Genomic DNA, 23,161 nt, shown 5'->3' with positions numbered 1-23,161 from the left:
ATCGTGCAGCGGGGCGGACTTGCCATGAGCAGGTCAATGTTTGCCTCGGTATAGTCAACCGCGAGGATGGTGCATTTGCTGGTGGTTGTCATGATCTCAGTCCTTCCTGTTCGTGATCGAGGCATCCTCAATCCTGCTCAGCATGCGTGCAATGGTCTTTCCGGCGTCCTGAAAACGATAGCTGCGCAGCTGGCTGGCCAACTTGGACGCATCCCCCGCCTGAGATTCAGGCCAGTTGGCGGCCTCAATGGTTTTCAAGCTGGCGCGGCAGCGTGTCGCGCGACGCGCGCGCACATCGGGCTGCAGTGCTTCGAGCAAGGCGCGCAGCTCCTTGGTGCCCTCCCGCCCTGGTGGGTGCGCGTCGGAAACGACAGCGGGCGATTCGGCCGCGAGCGGCTGCAAGGTTTGGAGTGCCGCGACCAGCGTCTGTGCGACCTGGTCAAGCGCTGCGGCTAGTTTGGACTCGACATCGGGCGCGGACGTGGACTCGCTCTGGTGTGTCCTTGCAGGCTGAACGGTCCCGCCACCCCCGCGCTCACGCAGGCAATCCTCCAATGTGGCAGCGGCTTGCGCCAGGGTGTCATGCCCCAAACTGCCGCTCGCGCCCTTGAGCGTATGGGCCAGATGCTCGGCGCCGTCCAGGTCACCCAAATCGATTAAAGCGCGCAGGCGCACGGGCGTATCGCGTTGATCCCGCGCGAAACGGATCAACAGCTTGCGATAGACAAGTGTCTCGCCGGCCAAGCGGGCGATGGCGCTTGCGGTGTCGAATCCCGGCAGCGGTGGCAGTGGCGAGTCGGGTCGCAGTGGCGAAGGGCTCGAGCGGTGATGCGTCGGCTGCTGCGGGTGCCGTTGTGGTGACTGGATTGCAAGCAGAGTGTCAGCCAGCGCCTGGGGCCGCACCGGCTTGGCGATAACGGCGAATAGCTGAAGCGACTCAGGCTGGGCCTGGAGCCGCTGGTGATCGCGCGGGCGCGCCAGCGCCACCACCTTGGGTCGGGCATGCTCTGGCAGTTTCCCCAGCTCACGAATCAGCTCGACCTCGGCCATGTCCGGTGGCGGCCAGTCGCACAGCAGCAGGTCGAACGGGCGCGCCAACTCAGCCGCCCTGTGCAGCGTCGTCAGCGCCTCGGCGGCACTGCTGGCGGCTCCGGCCAGAAGCCCCATCGCATCGAACATCTCACCGATGACCAGGGCGAGCGACGGCTGCGCGCTAACAATGAGCGCGCGGCATGCCTGCACGGCACTCGGCAGGCTCCAGGGACTGACGCCCGGCGCTGTCCCCGCAGCCAGAGGCGCGCTAAACCAAAAGGTGCTGCCAACGCCAGGCTCACTGTCGACACGAATCTCGCCGCCCATCAGGGACACCAAGCGCTGACAACAGGCAAGCCCGAGCCCGGCGCCGCCATATTTTCGCGTCATAGAGCCGTCGAGCTGAGAGAACGGTTGAAACAGCTGCGCGCGCTGTACCTCACTCACACCGATGCCGGTGTCGCTGACCTCGAACCGCAGGCGCACGCCACCCCCTTCAACCGCGACGCGCGCGACAGTGACGGTGACTTCCCCGCGCTCGGTGAATTTGATGGCGTTATCGATCAGGCTGCCGAGCACCTGGCCAAGGCGCGCCGAATCGCCAACCAGAGCCTGGGGCACATCGGGGGCGATGCGATAGAGCAGCTCGAGGCCTTTCTCATCCGCGCGCGCAGCGAGCGAAGCGTCGAGTTCGGCGAGTAACTGATCGAGCGAGCATTCAGTCGGTTCGATCACGAGACGGCCAGCTTCGATCTTGGCGTAGTCGAGCACATCGTCAATCAGCCGCAGCAGCGACTTGGCGGCGCTTTCCAGCTTGCTCAGGTAGTCGCGCTGCTGAGCGCTCAGCTCGGTATTCAACGCCAGGTGCGCCATGCCGAGCACGGCCGTCATGGGCGTGCGGATCTCATGGCTGATGTTGGCGAGGAACTCGGACTTGGCGCGGGTGGCCTCCTCGGCCAGGCGCTGGGCCTCCTTGAGCGCGCTGATGTCGACCATGATGCCAATGAGTCCGCCGCAGCGTCCGTCGGAGAGGGTGAAGCCAGCCACCCAGTAGAGCACATCATGCTCGCGCCCGTCGGCAAAGGGCATGCACAGCTCATGGTGGCGCAGCCCGCTCTCGGCAATCACCTGGGCATCCTCGGCCTGATAGGCGGCGCGGGTCTCATCTGGCAAATAGGGCAACTCCAGCACCGTTTTGCCGCGCATGAACTCCCGTGTGGTGCCGAAGGCTTGCTCGTAGGCGCGGTTGCAACCGATAAAACGCGCCTCGGCATCCTTGATGAAGATCGGGTTGGGGATGGTGTCGATTAGCGCTTCCTGCAGGCGTAGCTGGTCCTGCAGGGCACGCTCGGAGCGGCGCATCTCGGTCACATCGACAAAGCTCACCACCAGGGACGCGCCAAAGGCGCGCAGGGACACCAGCACCTGCTTGTGCGCACCGTCGGCGCAGGTCATGCGATATTCCCAGGGAGCCAGTTGCTGCTCGCCGGCCAGGGATGCTTGGCTAACCAGGGTCCAGTCCGCCTGCACGCGCTCGCGATAGGCGGGATCGGGGAAGACGCAGGTCCACCAGTGCGCCAGATCGGGGATCTCCGCAAGCGTCCAACCGAAGGTCTGCGTAAAGATGGGATTGAAGGCCAGAATCTCCCCGCTTGCCTGCATCTCAGCCAAGGGGATGGTCGCGGCCTCGAACAGCCCACGAAAGCGTGCCTCGCTCGCCGCCAGTTCGGTCTCGGCGCGCTTGCGCTCGGTAATGTCCTCCTTGACCGCGAAAAAGTGGGTGATCGCGCCCTGCTCATCAAGGATGGGACTGATGGCGGCATGCTCCCAGAAAATGGCGCCATCCTTGCGCTTGTTGGCCAGTTCCCCGCGCCACACCTTGCCGCCGCAGATGCGCCCCCACAGCTGACGATACTGGGCCGCGTCCTGCAAGCCGGAGTTGAGAATACTGGGATTGCGCCCGAGCACCTCGGCGAGGCTGTAGCCGGTCACGTCGCAGAAGGCGGGATTGACGTATTCAATGCGCCCCTGGGTGTCGGTGATCAGCACCGCAGCAGGGCTCTGCTCGATCACGCGCGAGAGCTTGCGCAGTTCGCGTTCGGCGTTTTTGCGCTTGGCAATCTCGGCGACCAGCTTGCGCTGCCAGATCAGAATCAGCAGCAGGCTGCCGCTCACCAATGCGGCCACCAAGGCGAGCGACCACAGGGAACTCCAGTCGAGCAGTTGCGCCAGCCAGTCAGACTGTGCTACTTCAGGAGCACTATTCACGATGTCCTTCCGTGCCTGTGATTCGATCCGACCCGACCCGCACCGCGCCGAAACATCTAAGGCGCGAGCAAATGCTGTTCGTGTTGAAGAAAACGCCTGAGGAGACTTTCCTCAGCGCGCATGGCCTCGGTCAGACGTGCAGCCTTGGTGGCATCGAAGGGTTGCATCAGTTCCAGTTGCTCGGCAAGCCAGGCCATGCGCTCGAAGGCGCCGCTGGCGGCCACTCCGCGAATGCGATGAGCGACGGCGCGGATGCTCTGCTGGTCGCCCCGCTGATCGCCGCGCTCGGCGGTAAGTTGGGCGGTGAGCTGGGCAAGTTGCTCCAAGCCTTCGGTGAAGGCGCCTTGCATGATCAGCTTAAGCATCTCCTGGAGGGCATCTTCGGCACCGCCGACGCGCTCGAGTAGCGCTTCGCGGTCGAAATGGGGCAGCTCGTTGCCGGCGATGAAATTCGCTCCTGCTGGCGACGATGCTGGCGGCTGCTTTGGCGGCGCGGATGAAGCCAACTCATCTGAAGCCGACGAGGATGGAACTGGTGTAGATGGAGCTGGCGTGGATAATTGGGGCGCTGGTTGTCGCGTCAACCAGTGTTGCAGGCACTCGCGCAACTGATCGGCGGCGATGGGCTTGGTCAGGTAATCATCCATGCCCGCTTGCAGGCAGCGTTCCTTCTCGCCTTTCAGGGTGCCGGCGGTCAGGGCGATGATGGGCACTCGCCTGCCGCTTTCGCGCGCGCGGATCTGGCCGGTTGCGTCATAGCCGTTCATCCCCGGCATTTGTACGTCCATCAAGACCAGGTCCGGCGTGTTTTTAGTAAAGTGGCGCACGGCTTCTTCACCGCCACTGGCTTCCTCGATGTGCGCTCCGGGGAGCACCTCGGCGACCAGGTGTCGTGCCAGCGTGAGGTTGAGCGGATGATCGTCCACCAGCAGAATCCGCAGGTCAGACTGGGTCGTGGCGTCGGCCTTGGCTGCAATCTTGGCAGCCATGCTACCACCGGCGACGGCATCCTCACCGGCGATGCCTCTGGCATCCTCACCAGCATTCGCGGGTGCAACTCCATCCCCGCGCGCTGTCTCTGTTCCAGCCAGCGCACCGCCTTGCTTTAACTCCACCAGGGCATTGTAGAGTTGGCGGCTGTCGATCGGCTTGTTGGCCATTTTATGGATGCCAAGCAGGTCCGCTTGTGCGCGCAGTTGGACGTCTTCAACCAGGCTGTGCAACAACATGATGCGCAGCGACTCGGGGCCAAGATTCAGCTGCTGGCGAATCTTACCGATCACCTCAAGCCCGTCCATGAAAGGCATCTGGTAGTCGACGATGGCGATGTCGACAGCCTGCTGCTGCAAGAAGGACAGCGCGGCCAGTCCGTTGTCCACCGTCGTGCAGGGCACGCCGACCAGCTCGAGCATGTCTTGGATAATCTTGCCGTTGTTCAGATTGTCATCGATCACTAGCACATGCTCGATGGCATCGAGTACGGCCTGATCAGCCAGTTGGTCAAAGGCCCGACCGCCTTCGCTCGGCAGGCACACGCGAAACGAGAAGGTGCTGCCCTGACCCGGCTCGCTGTCAAGCTCAAGCCGGCTGCCCATCAAATGCAGCAGGCGGTTGGAAATCGACAAGCCCAGTCCGGTGCCGCCGAACTTGCGTGTGGTCGAGGCGTCTTCCTGGGTGAAGGCGTCAAAAATGCGTTCCTGCTGATCGAGTGCAATCCCGCACCCAGTGTCGCTGATGGCAAAGCCCAGTTCGCTGATGCCGGGTGTCTGCGTGGGTTCTGCGCTGATGTCGATGCGGATGTGGCCGGCCTCAGTAAACTTAATAGCGTTACTAATCAGGTTGATCAGCACCTGACGCAGCCGGATGGGATCGGCGTGGATGACTTGGGGCACCTCCGAGGCGATGTGCAACAGCAGTTCCAGCCCCTTCTCGTTGGTCTTGTAGCGCACCACATCGATGATCTGGCGCGTCAGTTCATCGAGGTCAACCTGCTCCGGCGACAGCTCGAGCTTGCCCGCCTCGATCTTGGAGAAATCCAAAATGTCGTTTAGCAGATCGAGCAGCGATTTGGCCGACTGATTCACGTAGCCGACATAATTGCGCTGAGTTTCACTCAGCTCCGACTGGCGCAGCAGATCGCTAAAGCCAATCACGCTATTGAGCGGGGTGCGGATCTCGTGGCTCATGTTGGCGAGGAATTCCGACTTGGACCGATTGGCAGCATCCGCTTCTGCCCGCGCCTGTTCGAGCGCTTCGCGAATCTTCTTGGCCTCGTCGATGTCCTGAAGGGTGCCGAACAGCCGCTTGCAGCGCCCCTTGTCGAATTCAGCATTGCCGATGGCGCGCACCCACAAGACCTTGCCGCTGGCAGTGATGATCTGCACTTCCAGATCATAGGGAGTGCCGTCCTCAATGGCTTGCGTAATCACCTGCTGGAGTTTCGCGCCGGTCTCTGGCGTGTAGAAGGCAATCGCCCGCTCGTAAGTGGGTTCGAAGTCCGGCGGAACCTCGTGGATTTCGCGGATGGAGTCGGTCCATTCGAGCTTTCCACTGACCAGGTCATATTCCCAGCCGCCCACGCGCGCGACCCGACTGGTCTGATTGAGGAAGGCATGGGCGCGCTTGAGCTGACGCTCCGCCTCGCGACGCGCGCTGATGTCGGTGATATTGGCAAAGTAATGTGTGACCTGCCCCGTGGCATCGCACAGCGAGCCGGTTGAAAGATGCACGGGGAACCGCTCGCCGTTCTTGCGCTTGAACACCAGCTCGAAATCGCCGGATTCACCACTCAGCGTTTTTTGCATCGCCTGAGTGATGGCTTCGCACTCTTCTTCCGGCCAGCAAGGGAAGGGCGGTTGCCAGCCGAGTTGCTCCTCCTCGCTGAACCCGGTCATCCTGCACAGCGCTTTGTTGGCGACCTGCTGCCGCCCCTGCGTGTCCACGACCGAGAAGCCATCGGCCATGTTGGCGAGCAGTTGCTCGGAGAATCGCTGGCTTTGTTCAAGCGCCAAACGGGCTGCACCCTGCTCGGTGACATCCTGCACCGTGCCCAGAGCACGCATATTCCGGCCATCGACAGGCGGCAGCGCGCGGCCGCGGGAGCGATGCACCCGCTCATCCCCATTCGGCAGCAGAACGCGGTATTCCTCGTCCAGCTCGACGCCATGTGTCAGCAGTGCTTCATAAGCCGTCGCCACCCGCGCCCGGTCATCGGGGTGGACCATCTCCAGCGCCTGGTGAAATTTCAGGTCCCCAGACGTGCCGCGTTCCTCGGCTGTGAGCAGATGTTGGTCCCAGGTGATGGTTCGCTCGGGCAGCGCGATACTCCAGACTCCGATCTGGCTGGCCGCGAGCACCGCCTCAAGCTTGGCGGTTTTCTCTTCAAGCTGGGCCAGGTTGTCTTTGAGCGGCTGCGGGGTTTCTTGCTCGTTAGTCATCGTCTTGGGAAGGCCATTCACGGTCAGGAGGGGAGTGCGGAAAATTGCGATTTCAGGTCAAAGCCCACACACTGCAAATCCATTATTAGGACACATCGAGTCAGACCCAATCAAGAAGTCGGATTGGCCGCGTTATGAAATCCGCTGACTCAATCGTGCCAGCAATTGTTCGGCACAACCAAAATCCTGAGATCACAAAACGCAACTCGCCCTTGTTTTCTCGGGCTCGAGCAACCCGGACAATTTGCCAATCTGCCACGCCTAGGGTAATTTGGCGCGTATTTTGCGCCCCGCGACTGGGACGGTTCATGTCTCGCGCCCGACATCCTGACTCAGACATTCCTTAAGACTGCCATGTCCAACAAGCCCGATATCGACCCTCAGGAAACCCAAGAATGGCTCGAAGCCCTGGATGCCGTCTTGGAGAACGAGGGGGTTGAGCGCGCGCACTATCTGCTCGAACGCCTGATCGACAAGGCGCGCCGCTCCGGTGCGCATCTGCCGTTCAGCGCCAATACGGCCTATGTGAATACCATCCCGGTCACCCAGCAGGAGCGTTTCCCCGGTGATCGCGCCATTGAACGGCGCATCCGCTCCTTCGTGCGCTGGAACGCCATGGCCATGGTGGTGCAGGCCAATCGGCTGTCAACCGAACTCGGCGGGCATATTTCCTCCTTTGCCTCCAGCGCCACGCTCTACGATGTTGGCTTCAATCACTTCTTCCGCGCCGCGAGCAAGGATCATGGCGGAGATCTGGTTTTCATCCAGGGCCACTCGGCGCCCGGTATCTACGCGCGCGCTTTTCTGGAAGGACGCATCAGCGAGGAGCAACTGTACAATTTCCGCCAAGAGGTCGATGGCAACGGCCTGTCGTCTTATCCGCATCCCTGGCTAATGCCGGGCTTCTGGCAGTTCCCGACCGTCTCCATGGGCTTAGGCCCCATTATGGCCATCTATCAGGCGCGCTTCATGCGCTATCTGAGTGATCGTGGCGTACTCAACACCGAGGGACGCAAGGTATGGGCCTTTCTGGGCGACGGCGAGATGGACGAGCCGGAATCCCTGGGCGCCATTTCGCTGGCAGCGCGCGAGCGGCTCGACAACCTGGTCTTTGTGGTCAACTGCAATCTGCAACGGCTCGATGGGCCGGTACGCGGCAATGGCAAAATCATCCAGGAGTTGGAAGCGGTCTTTCGCGGTGCCGGCTGGAATGTCGTCAAGGTGCTCTGGGGCAGTTACTGGGACCCGCTCTTTACCCGCGACAAGCAGGGGCTGCTGGTCAAGCGCATGGAGGAATGCGTCGATGGCGACTACCAGGCTTACAAGGCCAAGGGCGGCGCCTATACCCGCGAGCACTTCTTCGGCAAGTATCCAGAGTTGGCCGACTTGGTCGCCAACCTGACCGATGACGACATCTGGCGGCTGAATCGCGGTGGCCATGATCCGGTGAAGATTTTCGCCGCCTATCAGGAGGCGCTGCGCACTGAAGGCCAGCCGACAGTGATTCTGGCCAAGACCGTTAAAGGTTATGGCATGGGCGTGGCTGGCGAGGGGATGAATATCACCCACTCGCAGAAGAAAATGGGTGAGACCCACCTCAAGGCCTTCCGCGACCGCTTTAATATCCCGATCTCTGACGATCAGATCGGTGCCGCGCCCTTCTACAAGCCACCACCGGACAGCCCCGAGATCCGCTATCTGCACGAGCGTCGCGAAGCCCTCGGTGGCCCGCTGCCGGTGCGTCAGGACAAGTCCGAACGCCTTGAGGTGCCAAGGCTTCAGAGCTTCTCCGCGCTCTTGGAAAGCAGCGGCGAGCGCGAGTTGTCCACCACCATGGCGTTAGTGCGGATGCTCTCCAGCCTGGTGCGCGACAAGACCATTGGCAAGTTTATCGTCCCCATTGTGCCGGACGAGGCGCGTACCTTCGGCATGGAGGGCATGTTCCGTCAGCTCGGCATTTATTCCCACGTGGGGCAGCTCTACGAGCCGGTCGATTCCGACCAGGTGATGTACTACCGCGAGGAGAAAAACGGCCAGATCCTGCAAGAGGGCATCAACGAGGCCGGTGCCATGTCCTCCTGGATTGCCGCCGCCACCGCCTACGCCAACCATGGCCAGGCGATGATTCCTTTCTATATCTATTACTCCATGTTCGGCTTCCAGCGCGTGGGAGATCTGATCTGGGCCTCGGGCGACATGCAGGCGCGCGGCTTTCTAATCGGCGGCACGGCAGGCCGGACAACCCTGGCCGGCGAGGGCTTGCAGCATCAGGACGGCCACAGCCATCTCGCCGCCGCGACCATCCCCAACTGCGTCAGCTATGATCCGGCCTACGCTTATGAGCTGGCAGTGATCGTGCAGGACGGCCTGCGCCGGATGTATCAGGAGAAGGAAAACGTCTTCTACTACATCACAGTGATGAACGAGAACTACCCGCAGCCGGCGCTGCCCGAGGGTGCCGAAGAGGGCATCAAGCGCGGGCTTTATCCGGTGCGGGAGACGGCTGATGCCCAAGTGCAGTTGCTGGGTTCCGGCACCATCCTGCGCGAGGTGCTGGCAGCGGCTGAGCTGCTGGAGAAAGACTTTGGCCTGACCTCCCAGGTGTGGAGCACCACCAGCTTCAACGAGCTGCGTCGCGATGGCCTGGACTGCGAGCGCTGGAACCGCTTGCACCCTGAGGATGCGCCGCGTCAGAGCTTTGTCGAACAGCAACTCGGCACCACCACCGGCCCCATCGTCGCCGCTACCGATTACATGCGCGCCTATGCCGATCAGATTCGCCCCTATCTGACCCGGCGCTATGTAACACTGGGCACCGACGGCTTCGGGCGCAGTGACATGCGCGCGCAATTGCGCAAGTTCTTCGAGGTGAACCGCTGGTACATCGCCGTCGCAGCCCTGAGCGCGCTCGCCGCCGAGGGGACCATCGACAAAGCGCGGGTCAGCGAGGCGATCACCAAATATCGCATTGATCCCGACAAGCCGAACCCGGTCACTCAGTGACCAGCACCCGGCACGCCCGTCAAGGCGGATTGATTCGCCTTGACGGGCGGCCAACTCAAGAATTAACCCAGGATTGACAGCCAGGAGACGCCAGCCTTGGCCACGCTAGAAGACGTTCTGCTTCCCGATATCGGCGATTTCAGCGATGTCGAAATTATCGAGATCCTGGTCGCCCCGGGTGATCGCATCGCGCCCGAGCAGTCGCTGCTGACACTCGAAAGCGACAAGGCCAGTATTGAAATCCCCTCCCCGCTTGGCGGCGAGGTGAAAGAGGTGTTGGTCTCCGTCGGGGAGCGGATCAGCCAGGGCAAGCTGCTGATGCGCGTTGCCACTGGCAGCGCCGGAGCCAGCGCAGAAAGCGGCGCTGCAAGCAACTCGGGGGGTGACCAGGCCGAGTCGACACCCAAACCAGAAACGGCACCAGCGCCATCATCCCCCTCGGTGCCCTCCTCGGCGCAGCCCCGCACACCCGAGCCCGCGCCCTCAGCTCAGCCGTCTGCCAATCAACCCCCGACACGCGCCCCCGGCGAGGCCGAACGGCGCAAGGCACCCATACTGCCGCGCCCGGAAGACATGGCCGCCATCGCCCATGGCCGCACACCCCACGCCAGCCCGGCGGTACGCCGCTTTGCGCGCGAGTTGGGCGTTGACCTGCACCGAGTCAAAGGCAGCGGGCGCAAGCAGCGCATCCTGAAAGATGACGTCCAGCAATTCGTCAAGCAGAGCCTGGCCGCAGGCACAGCGGCGGCGGCCCCGGGCGCACCCTTCCAACTTCCCAGCGCTCCGGCGGTGGACTTCAGCCAATTCGGCCCGGTCACCAGCGAACCGCTGCCGCGCATCAAAAAAATCAGCGGCGCCCATCTCCACCGCTGCTGGCTCACGGTGCCCCATGTCACCCAGTTCGACGAGGCCGACATCACCGAGCTGGAAGCCTTCCGCAAAGGGCAAAAAGCTGCCGCCGAGAAAGCCGGCGTCAGGCTCACCTTCATGCCCTTCCTGCTCAAAGCCGTGGCCACCGCCCTGGGACAAATGCCTGTGGTCAAGGCATCGCTCGCGCCCGACTGCGAGCAACTGATCCACAAGCACTATTGCCACATTGGCGTGGCCGTGGATACGCCCAAGGGCCTGGTGGTGCCGGTGGTGCGCAATGTCGATCAAAAAGGCCTGTTTGCCCTGGCCGAAGAACTCATGACCCTGAGCCAGAAAGCGCGCGACGGCAAGCTGCTGGCCGCCGACATGCAAGGCGGCGTCTTCAGCATCTCCAGCCTCGGCGGCATCGGCGGGACGGCCTTCACGCCCATCGTCAACGCGCCCGAAGTCGCCATTCTTGGCGTGTCGCGCACCGAGATGAAGCCGGTATGGAATGGTCAGGACTTTAAACCCCGGCTGATGCTGCCGCTATCATTGTCTTATGATCACAGAGTCGTCGACGGCGCCGACGGCGTGCGCTTCACCAGCCTGCTGCGGCAGTTGCTGTCGGATATTCGGCGATTGTTGCTGTGATACTGACGGGACTGTCGTCGGTCATTGAATGATTCGGCCCCTGCTCAGAACTATTCAGTAACGAGTAACGGATCAAAGACCTCACCTAACAGAACAACCTTAAGACCATGTTAACGACTGTCGAAGCCACTATCGACGAACAAGGCCAGGTTCGCCTGCTAAGGCCGGTAAGGACCACCGGATGTCGGCGCGCTTTGGTGACGGTGCTGGACGAGGATTTTGGCCTCCCCAACACCAAAAAAACCCCGAATATCACATTGATGTCGGAATCTGCTTTAGGTGAAGACTGGAACCGTTCTGAAGAGGACGAAGCTTGGGCACATCTACAGGAATAGCGCTCTCTTCTGGCCTTTGCCCCGGAGGAGTCGTGCTGCTGCCCTTTCCGTTTTCAGATCTGTCTGAAACAAAGCTGCGCCCTGCACTGCTCATCGCAGAAACCGGGCGGGGAGACTGGATCTGCTGCCAAATCACAAGTCAGCCCTACGCTGACCCACAAGCAGTGGAAATCGATGACAACCACTTCGCAAAGGGCTCACTCCGGCGAATCAGCTATGTCAGGCCAGGCAAGCTCTTCACCGCCAACAGGTCACTTTTTCGACGGTCGCTCGGTTTAATCAGCGCAAACGCGCTTGAGAGCATCCGCAAAGCGCTGATTGCCATCATCAGCAGCCCTGCCGCAAGTGCCTGAGATTCCACACATGAAAAAGCCATCCTATCAACAGGAGCCAGAACAGAAACCATGAGCGACTCCGCGCCCGTCTCTGAACTCAGCGCCCAGGTCGCCGTCTTGGGCGGCGGTCCTGGCGGTTACACCGCCGCCTTTCGCGCTGCCGATCTCGGCCTGCGGGTGGTGCTGATCGAGCGCTACCCGAGCCTTGGCGGAGTGTGCCTGAATGTTGGCTGCATCCCCTCCAAGGCGCTGCTGCATACGGCCATGATCATCGAAGAAGCCAAGACCATGGGCACTATGGGCGTGACCTTCGCGCCACCCGAGATTGATCTTGACAAGATGCGCGCCGGCAAAAACAAGGTGGTCAAGAAACTCACCACCGGGCTTGCCGGCATGGCCAAGCAGCGCGGAGTGCAGGTCATTCAGGGCACTGGCCGCTTCGAGGCGCCCAACCGCATCGGCGTCGACAGCCGCGAGGGCCATGTCGCGGTGCAATTCGACCAGGCCATTATCGCCTGCGGCTCGCGCCCCATTCGCATTCCCGGTTTTCCGCATGAAGACCCGCGCGTGATGGATTCAACCGACGCGCTGGAACTGCCGGATATCCCCGAGCGTTTGCTAATTGTTGGCGGCGGCATCATTGGACTGGAAATGGCGAGCGTTTACAGCGCGCTCGGCAGCGCCATCGATGTGGTGGAGATGAAACCACAACTGATGCCCGGAGCTGATCTCGACCTGGTGCGGGCCCTCGAGAAAGTCATCAAAAAGCGCTACAAGCGGATTCTGCTCGACACCAAAGTGTCCGAGATGACCGCGACCAGCACCGGCATCAAGGTGCGTTTTGAAGGCAAGGAAAACAGCGAGACAGAATACGACCGCGTCCTAGTCGCCATCGGCCGCCTGCCCAATGGCGCTCAGATCGACGCCGAACAGGCCGGGGTCAAGGTCGATCAGCACGGATTTATTAAAGTTGACGCTCACATGCGCACCAATGTGCCCAACATCTTCGCCATCGGCGATGTGGTCGGCGGGCCCATGCTGGCGCACAAAGCCACCCACGAGGCCAAAGTCGCCGCCGAGGTGATCGCCGGCGAGCCAGCGCTGTTTGATCCGCTGACCATTCCCTCGGTCGCCTACACTGATCCGGAGGTCGCTTGGATGGGCCTGACCGAGACCGATGCCAAAGCGCAAAACATCCCCTACGAAAAAGGCGTCTTCCCCTGGGCAGCGAGCGGACGTGCGCTCGGCATTCATCGCGACGAAGGGCTGACCAAGCTGCTGTTCGACCCCGAAACCAAGCGCATTTTGGGCGCCGGCATTGTCGGTCCCAATGCCGGAGAGTTGATTGGCGAGGCTGTGCTGGCGCTGGAGATGGGCGCGGATATGGAAGACATTGGACTGAGCGTTCATCCGCACCCGACGCTGAACGAGACTATCGGCCTTGCCGCCGAAATGGCGCATGGGTCCATTACCGATCTGCTGCCGCCCAAACGGCGATAGTGCCCTAACGCTCATGGTCCCGGCCACCCCGGATGATGAATCCGTGGGATTGACGGTAAGACTCCCAATCGCGACTTCCAATCGATCGCGACTCCCGCCCTGCAGTATCGCCCTCCCCGGCACGCGCGGCGTGCTCGAGGGACAGCATTTGCGCGACTAACACACTTGCCGCCATCATACTTGGGTTAAGTCCAACGCCGGGATGCCAGACCCGGATTATTGCGCTGCGCCATCGCCCGCGCCATCATCCAGGCTGGAATAACGGCATTTCCCAAAGGTGAATAAATTCGCCTCTACAAGCTGCCCCTTGGGGTTATGCTCCCGGAAACGCCCCAAGCAACCTTATGTCAGGCATCCGATGTTTTTCCCCAAACTACAGAGCATCGCCACCTCCACTGTCATCACCCTGCCAGCCACCGCCAACCTCGCCGAGGTGGCCCGGACCATGGGACAGCACAATATCCGCAGTGTCGTTGTCACCCTTGATCCCGGCTACCGGCTGATTCTCTCCAGCCATCTGCTGAGTTTTCAGAACCAAGATGTGCCACTCTCGACACCGCTAGCCGAGCTGGACCTGCCCGAACCGACGCTGCTAAACCCGGATCAGACTGTGCTTGACGGGCTCAATGCCATTCGCAAACCAGCCGAGCACATCTGCCTGGTGAGCGAATCCGGCGCCCTGACCGGCATTGTCAGCTACAGCGATCTCGCCGCCAGCCTGGACCCGAGCATGCTGGCCAAGACCCAAAGCCTGGGCGAACTAATTCCGGGCATGCAGCCGCTCACAGTCGATGACAGCCCATCGGTGCGCGATCTGGTCAGCCTGTTCTACAACCACTGGTTCAATCTGCTCAAAGAGCATCAGCAGGAGTTTGACCAGCTCAACCGGGCAATGCAGTCAAACTACCAGGCGCTGCAAGCCCAGGAAGAGCGCTTCCACGCCCTGTTCAACCACTACCCCGACGCCACCCTGCTAATCGATCTCGCCGACGGCGCTACCCTGGAATTCAACGCCAAGGCACACCAGCAACTGGGCTATAGCGCCGAGGAATTCGCCCGCCTGCGCATTTCCGACTACGAGGCGCTGGAGACGGCCGAGCAAACAGCCCAACGCATCCAAAAAATCATGACTCAGGGTTTCGACCACTTCGAGACCCAGCATCGACGCAAAGACGGTCGCCTGATCAATGTCAGCGTCACCGTCACCCTGCTCCAGTTAGCCGAGCGCCCCTGCCTGCTGGTGGTGTTCCGCGACATCTCTGCATTCAAGGAGACCGAGCAGGAACTCAAAGATCGCGAACAGCGCCTAGAGCAACTGGCAGCACATAGCCGCACCGTGACCTGGGAAGTGGACGCTCAGGGCCGCTACACCTATGTCAGCACGGTTGCCACCACTGTGTGGGGCTATGCGCCGGAGGAACTGGTTGGCCGCAAACACTTTTATGATCTCCACCCGGAAAGCGACCGCGACGCCTTCAAGGCGGCAGTCTTCGCGGGTTTCGCGCGTCGCGAGACCTTTGTGGGGTTGATCAATGCCGTGGTTCACCAGCAGGGACAAACCCTATGGATGTCGACTCACGCCTTCCCTATTGTCGACGCGCACGGCACCTTACGTGGTTACCAGGGCAGCGATCTCGATGTCACCGAGTCCATCCATGCCAAACAAGCCCTGGAGGCTGAGAAGGAACGCTTTGAGGGCATCTTCGAGAAAACCGGCAGCGGCGTTGCCATCTATCAGCCGGTCGGGGCTGGCGAGGACTTTATCTTCACCGGTTACAACAGCACCGCCGAGCGCATGGACCACACCCGCCGCGAGGACATTATCGGCCGGCGCCTGACGGAATGTTTTCCAGCCGCCGAAGACATGGGATTGCTCGACGCCCTGCGCCGAGTTGAACGCAGCGGACAAACTGAACACACTCCTGTCTCGCGCTATCAGCACGACAATCTTGCTGTCTGGCGCGAAAACACCATCTTCAAGCTCTCCTCGGGCGAAGTCGTTGCCGTGTATAACGATCTAACCGGTATTAAACAGGCGCAGGAAGCCGCCGAACGCGCCAACCGCTCCAAAAGCCAGTTTCTCGCCAACATGAGCCACGAGATCCGCACCCCGATGAATGCCGTCATCGGACTGAGTGATCTACTCCTGCACACCCCGCTCGATTCCAAACAGCGCGATTACCTGGGAAAAATTCGCAATTCCTCCCGCATGCTGCTGGGCATCATCAACGACATTCTGGATTATTCAAAAATCGAGGCCGGCAAGCTAGAGCTGGAATCCCAAAGCTTCCGCCTGGAGGATCTGCTCGATCAGATGCGCACCCTGTTCGCCGCCGCCGCCGATGCCAGCGGTATCGAACTCATCTTTGAGCTGGACATTCACCATCCGCGCACCCTCGAAGGCGATGCCCTGCGCTTGGCGCAGGTGCTCACCAATCTGCTCAGCAATGCGATCAAGTTCACCGAGCGCGGACAGGTGACGCTATCCATCCGCGAGCAAGGGCTGAGCAACGCCGAAATGCAACTGACGTTTGCCGTGCGCGACACCGGCATCGGTATCGAACCCGCGCAACAGGAACGACTGTTCAAAGCTTTCTCTCAAGCCGACAGCTCCACCACGCGCAAATACGGCGGCACCGGGCTGGGACTAGTCATCAGCCAGCGCCTGATCGAGCGCATGGGGGGCGAGTTGCGAGTGGAATCGCGCCCGGGACAGGGCAGCACCTTCTCCTTCACCATAACCTTGCCGGTGACGACGGAGGATGCTACCCATCCGGCTGCGGGCTTGATCTGTCCAGGTACCCGCGTGCTGGTGGTGGACGACCATGAAGCCGCGCGCACCGTGCTGCGCGGCATTCTGGAATCCCATGATGCAGATGTCGAAGAAGCTGACAATGGTCTGTCGGCAATCCAGGCCGTGCAGCGTGCCGAGCAGGCCAACGCCCCCTTCGCCTTCATCCTGATGGACTGGAAAATGCCCGGCGAGTTGGACGGCATTCAAACCCTGGAGCGCTTGCAGGCACTGCGCGACAGCGGCGAACTGCGCCAGGACGCCATTCCCGCGCTCATAGTGAGCGCCTACAATCAGGATGATCTTGCGCCCCATGCCACGCTCTATCGTGCCTTTCTCAGCAAACCGATCACGCCGCGCGCCCTGCTCGATACCATTGGCCAAGCCCTGAGCGGGCCGGATGACCGCGCGGACATACCCGCCGCCCGAGCCCTGCCCTGTTTCAGCGAGCAGACCGTGCTGCTGGTAGAGGACAACGCCCTGAATCAGGAAGTGGCCTGTGCCATCATGGAAAAAACCCAGGTGCGCATCATTCTGGCGGAGAACGGCCGCGAGGCAGTGGACCTGGTTAGCCAACACAAGGTCGACTTGATTCTGATGGACTTACAAATGCCGGTTATGGATGGCTTTGAGGCCAGCCGCCGCATTCGCCCGCATTTCCCCGAGCTGCCCATCGTGGCACTCTCTGCTGCGGTGATGGAAGAGGATCGCGCGCGCGCCCAGGCCGCCGGCATGAACGACCATCTGGCCAAACCCATCGACAGCCATGCATTGATTAGCACCCTCAAGAAATGGCTGCACCCGCAGGACAGTAGCGCCGATTTTGCCAAGATTTCCGAGCCCGCCGAGGTCGTCAAGACTGACACCGCCAGCGCCATGCTGCCCGCTACACTCACCGCCATCGACACCAGCAGCGGGCTCGAGCGGTTTGAAGGCAACCAGAGGTTATACCTTCACACATTAAGACGCTTTGGCGAACAGCTTGACCAAGAACTGTCCGCCCTTCCCGAGGCACTGACACACCCCAATGACCCCACCACAGCGCGCCTGATCCATACCCTGAAAGGACTCGCCGCCATGGTCGGCGCTTACGACCTCGCCGAACGCGCCGAACATCTGGAGACCGCGCTGCGAGCCGACGGCAAACTGCTTGAGGCCGACATCAGCGCCTTCGCCCAAGCGCTAACCCAAGTGCGCGAGCAACTGGAGGTGCTGCCAGAGCCACCGGCACGCGACGATGCACCGGACAGCGCGGATGCCAATCATCTGGCCGCGACCATCAGCACCGTACTTGATGCCCTGTCCCAAGGCGAGCTGATCGAAGACGCCGCCCTGGCCGAGATCGTCCGTCACTTCGAGCGTCATGGCGATCCCGCCGCCGCACAGGAACTCCAAGCGCGAATTGAGCAATTTGAGCACGATGCCGCCGCCACGCACCTGCGCCATCTGGCAACCCGCGCAGGGATCAGGCTTGAGCAAGAGCAATGATTTTGAGAGCCAGCATGTCAGAGAAAAAACCCACCGTACTCATCGTCGATGACCAGCCGAGCAACATCCATCTGCTGGCCTCGCTGCTGAAAGCCGACTACCGCATCCTAACCGCCACGCGCGGTCACAAAGCACTCGAACTGGCCGAGAGCAAGCAGCCCCCGGACCTGATTCTGCTTGATGTCATCATGCCCGAGATGGACGGCTATGCCATCTGCCGCCAGCTCAAAGACCTGGAATCCACCCGCAGTATTCCAGTGATCTTTGTCACCGGCATGAGCGACGACAAAGACGAAGAGCACGGTCTCAACCTGGGCGCTGCCGACTACATTACCAAACCCTTCAACCCGGCCATTGTGCGCGCCCGAGTGCGCAACCAGATCAACCTAAAGCTGCGAACCGACATGCTGGAGCAGATATCCTGGGAAGACGCTCTGACCGGCATCCCCAATCGGCGCAGCTTCGACCAGAAACTCACCGAGGAATGGGCACGACTCACCCGCAACGACCAGTCATTGTCCCTGCTAATGCTCGATATCGACCATTTCAAACCCTATAACGACAACTACGGCCACGGCGCCGGAGACGACTGCCTCAGGCGCGTCGCCCAGGCACTGATCCAGGTGCCCAATCGACCGACCGACCTGGTCGCCCGCTACGGCGGCGAGGAGTTCGCCGTCATCCTGCCAGAGACCGACCCCGCCGGCGCGCAACAATACGCCGAGCGCCTGCTGGACGCCATTCGCACACTCAACATCGAACACGCCTACTCCGACATCGCCCCCCATGTCACCCTCAGCATCGGCGGCGCCACCCACAGCAAAACCGACCCCAAGCCAGACGCAGAAGCACTCAAACAAAGCGCAGATGCCGCGCTCTACCAGGCCAAGGCCGGCGGACGCAACCAGTACCTGAGCGCCGCCAGTGGCTAGACTCATTGAATAGCCACCACAGATTGTTGCACCCAATGAAGACCGACCACCCCGATCCATGAGACAAAGACGTATCAGATCGATTATCGAATTGGCCGAACGCCGCCCCGGCGGCCAATGGCTGCCGCCACCCGGAACAGGTCCGGGATATCGACACGGTCGTCGTCGACACGACGAATCACGCCGATACGCTGCAACTCCTGGATCAGCGCCTTTTCGGGAGTATCGGAAGACCTGTCAGCCAGCGCATGCGGCGGCAGATAGAAGCGCTCGTCATCAATCTCTGCGCTGCCGAAAGGCTCCGGGGACAGCGTCGCCGTCCGATCGCGCTCAATCGCCTGCACCGTCTGCGCATTCTCCCAGCGCTGCATGATGTCCTCGTCCCGGCAGGGCACAGTCTGGCCGTTTAGCGGCATCAACACCGTCTGAATCCACGGATAATCCTCTCGCAGTTCCTGCACGCGAACCAATGAGGCGCTCTGCACACCGCGCTTGATGCCCTCCCAGTGCAACACCTCCCCGTGTCCCCTGGCCTGGGTCTCGCGCTGTGCATCGCGCACCGCGATCAAAAAGCTGCGCGGGCTGACCTGCCCCTTGGCATCCGCCAGGTGATTCGGCAGCCATGTATAGGTGCGTCCACGCCGCCGGTTGGCGCCCATGTAGCGGGTCGCCATGTCATGCAGCACCGCCTGTTGCAGGTCTTCGTCCTGGCGCAGCTTCGCCGGAATCGGGTAGACCTGCGCACCATCCGCCTCCGTTGCCGTGAAGGACAAGTGATGCTTCGATTGAAGCCAATGGCGATACATCTTGGCGCCATCACCATGGTTGCACAGCCAATGCCACAAGAGTCCATAAAGATCAGTCCGGCGCCATTCCAGGATGACGCGGCCGTGGTGCAGCTTGGACGAGTCCGGAAACTGCCAGACGGACCGATCCTCCCACATGTCCGGGCGGAGAAAGACCTTCGCCTGTATGCCCGTTTGTCCTTTCAGATCAAGGCAAACCTGAAGCAGTCCGCGCACCAACGCACGGATGGCTTTCCAGTCGGAGCCGGTGCGGTCCAGGGCATCGAAAATCACTAGGTGACGCTTCCCGTCCGCCGCAAGTCGGCCAGCGATTCGGCTCAGCAGCCGCTCCTCGCGCTCGGGGTTGTCCGCGACATAGGCCACGACCTCGGCCCAGTCCTTGCCGGGCAGTTCCTCGTCGTAACGGCTTGTGAGCTGGCGCAGCACCACCGCGCGCCAGATGTCCTCGGCGGCGTGGCTTCCGTGCAAACGCTGAAGCACCCGCCGGGAGGGGTGATCGGCATTGCGTGTAGAAACCGAGAAGCCCCAGCTCGTCTCCACCCGATCCAGCTGCAGTCGGGGTAACTGGGCGTGGATCAGTGCCCGGGACACGGGGCTGTTGAGGGCTGCGCTCCAGAAGCTCTTGCCGCTACCGCGATCCCCGACAACGAGCGTACTGTTTGGGTCCAGCGCGCGCTCGTGGCCGAGCACCACGTATAGATCGTTTGGGTCGGGCGGGTTGGTGCTCGCATCCATGGTATCCGGCAACTCGTCGAGGGAGCGCCGAACCTGATCGGTCGGGAAGGCTCCGTCTTTGATCTTAATCGGCATGGTCGACGGCCTCGAGATCCTCGTTACCGAGAACGCGCTCATCCAGCGCTGCCATGAACGGCCCGAAGCTTGATGCGATGGCGGCGGCGCCCACGGTGCTCAGGTGTTCCAGTGGATTGAACTGCTCGAAGCGCGGGTCATTCAGGATCTGCAACGGGTAATGCGGCGCCGCATCATCCGTCTCGGCAAAGCTGAAGGCGTCCTCGGCGCCTCCGGCCGGCTGCTCGTCGTACAGGCAATCGAGCCAGAGCTGATAGGCGCGCGAGCGGAAACCCTCCAGCGCCCCCTGTTTCTCCGAAGCACGCGCGTAGACCATCTTTAGCCGCAGGCGCCAATCGTCGTCGCCCGCCGGATGGATATGCGCCATCTGCGCCAGTTGCGCCAAGAGATAGCGATACCCTTCCCAAACCGTGGGCTGGTCGGTGGCGAACAGCAGCACGTCCGCGTCCAAGTGCAGGATGGCGGCCGCCGCCGTCTCGTGCAGACCGGCACGGCTGTCGATGAGCACCAGGTCCGGCTCCAAGGCCCGCTCCAGCGTCTCCAGCAGCCGCCTCACCCTCACCGCGAAATCCTCGCCACCGCCGCGGTCATTGTCCAGGTAGGCGCGTGCGAGCTTGGCGATGAAGCCGGCCGGATGCTGCGCAGTGCGCTTGCCCGTGGCCGGTGCCACGTAAAGATAGCCCGGATCGGCCAGTGGTGATCTGGCCACCAGCATGCGCTCCACGAGCATTGCCTCCGCCATCGGGCTACCAACCAGATCCTCCGCCAGCCAATCGACAACGCCGAACTCCGGTCGGGCGTCGTCCGGCAGCAGTTGTGCGCCCAGCCCAGGCGCCTCCAGGTCCAGGTCCAGCAACAGCACCCGTTTTCCCTGTGCCGCCAGCTCGCGGCCCCAAAGGAATAAGGCCGTGCTGCGCCCAACGCCACCCTTGAGACTGAAGAAGGAAACCCGCGGCGGATGTACGACCGATGCACCCGCCTCGGTACCCGGTGCCAGCGCCCAGTCTTGTCCGACCACGCGGCGCTCGATCAGACGGATCAGCGTGCCATTGATGTCCTGTACCAGGAAGGGCTCGTCCATCAGCGCCCCACCGAAGAGGGTATCGGAGAGGCGCACCAAACCGGTCTCCGAGCCGGGGCTGTAGGCTCCCAGCGCATCCGCGAGATGCGGACGCGCGGCGACCACCTCGGCTTGGTCTGCGGAGTCCGGCAGTACCAGATGCACCCGCCCGTTCATGTCGCGGATGAAACGGACATCGGCAAAGTCGATGCCGGCAAAGGTGCCTCGGATCTGCTCCAGGGCGCGGGGCAGGGCGTCGTCGAAGGTGCATGGACTCATGATCAGTTCCCGAGGCTGGCCGCGCCCAACGTGCGCAAGCAATGACTTTGGTGCAGTTTACAGCGCTCCTCGGAGAACGCCGCGTCCGGCCAGTAGCGGTTGTCAATGCGCCAGCCAAGCATGTAGGAATCGCTGTTCAGCAATTGCTGAACAGCCCCATCCCGCCGACGACGCAAGCACTTCAATGCATGGTCGCGCAGCTCCGGCAGATGCGACAGCTTGACATCCGCCCCTTGGTGGCCCTCCAGCAACAGCTTCAGCGCACACTCGGCACCCAGCCCAAAAAGATGACTGGCGTTGGCAAGACGCCCTTGCTCCAGCAGCAGCGTGCCGTCTTTGTGGCAGCGACGCGCCGCCGCCCGATAGTCCGGTTCTGATTCGGTCATCGGACTCGTGATCCTTGCATACGCCAATCTCAGTTGTTGCGCCGCCGCCGTGTCACCGTCAGCGCCGAGGCGCGGATCTGGTCCGGGGTGATGCAGAGTTCGCGGGCTTCGTCGAGGACGAAGCTCGCCGGATAGCAAATCCAACCGCCTCTGCGGGTCTAGCGACACCCGAGTGTTGAGCCTAGCTGGGTGGGCGAGGACTGGTCAAGGCGACATCCGGGGGCGCTGAGCGGCCTGGAAAATTTTGTGCCGCCAATCTGATGAACCTGCGCCAATGTCCAGGCCCGCTCCATCGTCCCGACCAGCTCCAGCCACCCCGTCAGCACCCAGCAAGCAATCCAGATCAGGCCGCCATCCGTCGGGCGTTGCACGAAGGACACACTCCGCGCCCCTTGTATGAGAACGCCACGAGAAAGTCATGACCACAGTCCGGGCAGCGAGATACGGCGACGGGCATGATGGAGTGCTGGTGAGGTTACGATCCGAGACTGTATTGATATACAGTATCATTGCAGCATTGCGGAAGGATTGATAGCTGCAGACCAGCCGATGTGCGCCAGCGGAGTGTTGATCAGGCAAATATTTTTGCGCATACCTTGCCGCAGTGGAAGTGAAAAGTGGCCGTATTCACCAAACACAGACTCTTCAAGAAAACTGCCTGCCGAAGATCACGCAGTGATATATCCAGGCGGAGTTTTGAGTCCGTTTGTAGGTAATTTCCCTACAAAACACGGTAATCCTTTCGGTTTTTCTCCGCAATGCTAAATTGCGGCTAGTGGCTATACCTCCCTTAATGTGACGAGTCTCGGTTTGGAAGTGTTCGATTTATGTTCTAGACTGTGACTTCAGACGTTCGTGCAGGGGCACGAAAAAAGACGGTAAAACAGCACAATAACCGCTTTTCAAATAAGGTAATTTCAAAAAATTCCCGTCAGCACGGGCGCGGCCTTAGACGCGCAATAGCAGCATTACCTGATCCATGTGTATAAGGAGTAGACAGCATGGCTCACCACGGTTCAACAAGTCCGCCGCGGCGCGTCCTGGCCGTTGATGACGATCCGGTAAGCACGCTCATTATTGAGAATGAACTGCCTGACCAGTTTTTGGTCGACACGGCGCATAGTGGCGAGGAAGCGCTGGAGCGCATTGAGCGTGTAATGCCCGACATTATTCTGCTCGATGTGATTTGAGTCATC

At 61.4% G+C, this 23,161-nt stretch carries 13 protein-coding genes and 1 pseudogene; 8 read left to right on the top strand and 6 right to left on the bottom strand.

The features are described 5' to 3' along the window. Positions 1 to 96: 96 nt before the first annotated feature. The gene (locus Thiofri_RS06200; protein ID WP_009150846.1) at positions 97 to 3,300 is read right to left on the bottom strand and encodes a PAS domain S-box protein; all 3,204 of its coding nucleotides are present in this window, start codon (positions 3,298 to 3,300) and stop codon (positions 97 to 99) included. A gap of 56 nt (positions 3,301 to 3,356) precedes the next feature. Beyond that, positions 3,357 to 6,737, bottom strand: coding sequence for a PAS domain-containing hybrid sensor histidine kinase/response regulator (locus tag Thiofri_RS06195; protein WP_009150845.1), 3,381 nt, complete (start codon positions 6,735 to 6,737; stop codon positions 3,357 to 3,359). A 354-nt stretch (positions 6,738 to 7,091) separates the two neighbouring features. Here Thiofri_RS06195 and aceE point away from each other — a divergent pair, with 354 nt between their 5' ends. The 7 genes from aceE (at position 7,092) to Thiofri_RS06160 (ending at position 18,624) form a co-directional block, all read left to right on the top strand. Beyond that, positions 7,092 to 9,740 (top strand): pyruvate dehydrogenase (acetyl-transferring), homodimeric type, encoded by a 2,649-nt coding sequence (gene aceE, locus Thiofri_RS06190; protein WP_009150844.1) that lies wholly within the window; start codon positions 7,092 to 7,094, stop codon positions 9,738 to 9,740. Positions 9,741 to 9,836: 96 nt separating this feature from the next. After that, positions 9,837 to 11,243, top strand: a complete 1,407-nt coding sequence (locus Thiofri_RS06185; RefSeq protein WP_009150843.1) for a dihydrolipoyllysine-residue acetyltransferase — start codon at positions 9,837 to 9,839, stop codon at positions 11,241 to 11,243. A gap of 107 nt (positions 11,244 to 11,350) precedes the next feature. Next, complete coding sequence (locus Thiofri_RS06180; protein WP_009150842.1) at positions 11,351 to 11,578, top strand: hypothetical protein; 228 nt, start codon at positions 11,351 to 11,353, stop codon at positions 11,576 to 11,578. A gap of 32 nt (positions 11,579 to 11,610) precedes the next feature. Further along, positions 11,611 to 11,931 carry a type II toxin-antitoxin system PemK/MazF family toxin gene (locus tag Thiofri_RS06175; RefSeq protein WP_143742010.1) on the top strand — a complete coding sequence of 107 codons (321 nt, stop codon included), beginning with the start codon at positions 11,611 to 11,613 and terminating at the stop codon, positions 11,929 to 11,931. 51 nt (positions 11,932 to 11,982) lie between these two features. Continuing rightward, entirely contained in the window at positions 11,983 to 13,413 is a 1,431-nt protein-coding gene (gene lpdA / locus Thiofri_RS06170) for a dihydrolipoyl dehydrogenase (protein ID WP_009150840.1), read from the top strand. Positions 13,414 to 13,771: 358 nt separating this feature from the next. Further along, the gene (locus tag Thiofri_RS06165; RefSeq protein ID WP_009150839.1) at positions 13,772 to 17,692 is read left to right on the top strand and encodes a response regulator; all 3,921 of its coding nucleotides are present in this window, start codon (positions 13,772 to 13,774) and stop codon (positions 17,690 to 17,692) included. A 14-nt stretch (positions 17,693 to 17,706) separates the two neighbouring features. Beyond that, positions 17,707 to 18,624, top strand: coding sequence for a diguanylate cyclase domain-containing protein (locus Thiofri_RS06160; protein WP_040858187.1), 918 nt, complete (start codon positions 17,707 to 17,709; stop codon positions 18,622 to 18,624). 83 nt (positions 18,625 to 18,707) lie between these two features. Here the strand turns inward: Thiofri_RS06160 and Thiofri_RS06155 are convergent, their stop codons facing one another. From Thiofri_RS06155 to Thiofri_RS06140, 4 genes and pseudogenes are all read right to left on the bottom strand, one after another. Then, complete coding sequence (locus tag Thiofri_RS06155) at positions 18,708 to 20,240, bottom strand: P-loop NTPase family protein (protein ID WP_009150837.1); 1,533 nt, start codon at positions 20,238 to 20,240, stop codon at positions 18,708 to 18,710. Further along, positions 20,230 to 21,579 (bottom strand): KGGVGR-motif variant AAA ATPase, encoded by a 1,350-nt coding sequence (locus Thiofri_RS06150; RefSeq protein WP_009150836.1) that lies wholly within the window; start codon positions 21,577 to 21,579, stop codon positions 20,230 to 20,232. The genes Thiofri_RS06155 and Thiofri_RS06150 overlap by 11 nt, the downstream gene beginning before the upstream one ends. Before the next feature lie 2 nt (positions 21,580 to 21,581). After that, on the bottom strand, positions 21,582 to 21,965 hold the full coding sequence (locus Thiofri_RS06145; RefSeq protein ID WP_009150835.1) for a hypothetical protein: 384 nt from the start codon (positions 21,963 to 21,965) through the stop codon (positions 21,582 to 21,584). Between the two features lie 352 nt (positions 21,966 to 22,317). Next, positions 22,318 to 22,413 (bottom strand): annotated as a pseudogene (locus Thiofri_RS06140) (hypothetical protein); the annotation flags it as partial. A 553-nt stretch (positions 22,414 to 22,966) separates the two neighbouring features. Here Thiofri_RS06140 and Thiofri_RS06135 point away from each other — a divergent pair. Beyond that, entirely contained in the window at positions 22,967 to 23,155 is a 189-nt protein-coding gene (locus tag Thiofri_RS06135; protein WP_009150834.1) for a PleD family two-component system response regulator, read from the top strand. Positions 23,156 to 23,161: the final 6 nt, after the last annotated feature.

The organism is Thiorhodovibrio frisius (assembly GCF_033954835.1).
GTDB classification, from domain to species: domain Bacteria; phylum Pseudomonadota; class Gammaproteobacteria; order Chromatiales; family Chromatiaceae; genus Thiorhodovibrio; species Thiorhodovibrio frisius.
Note: the sequence above shows the minus strand (reverse complement) of the source record. Positions and strands in the feature narration are given on the sequence as shown.

Bases quoted from the DNA above. Each gene is read 5' to 3' on its own strand.
- Thiofri_RS06135 (WP_009150834.1), top strand. From the start codon at position 22,967: ATGGCTCACCACGGTTCAACAAGTCCGCCGCGGCGCGTCCTGGCCGTT.
- Thiofri_RS06155 (WP_009150837.1), bottom strand. From the start codon at position 20,240: ATGCCGATTAAGATCAAAGACGGAGCCTTCCCGACCGATCAGGTTCGG.
- Thiofri_RS06145 (WP_009150835.1), bottom strand. From the start codon at position 21,965: ATGACCGAATCAGAACCGGACTATCGGGCGGCGGCGCGTCGCTGCCAC.
- lpdA (WP_009150840.1), top strand. From the start codon at position 11,983: ATGAGCGACTCCGCGCCCGTCTCTGAACTCAGCGCCCAGGTCGCCGTC.
- Thiofri_RS06165 (WP_009150839.1), top strand. From the start codon at position 13,772: ATGTTTTTCCCCAAACTACAGAGCATCGCCACCTCCACTGTCATCACC.
- Thiofri_RS06150 (WP_009150836.1), bottom strand. From the start codon at position 21,579: ATGAGTCCATGCACCTTCGACGACGCCCTGCCCCGCGCCCTGGAGCAG.
- Thiofri_RS06180 (WP_009150842.1), top strand. From the start codon at position 11,351: ATGTTAACGACTGTCGAAGCCACTATCGACGAACAAGGCCAGGTTCGC.
- Thiofri_RS06160 (WP_040858187.1), top strand. From the start codon at position 17,707: ATGTCAGAGAAAAAACCCACCGTACTCATCGTCGATGACCAGCCGAGC.
- aceE (WP_009150844.1), top strand. From the start codon at position 7,092: ATGTCCAACAAGCCCGATATCGACCCTCAGGAAACCCAAGAATGGCTC.
- Thiofri_RS06195 (WP_009150845.1), bottom strand. From the start codon at position 6,737: ATGACTAACGAGCAAGAAACCCCGCAGCCGCTCAAAGACAACCTGGCC.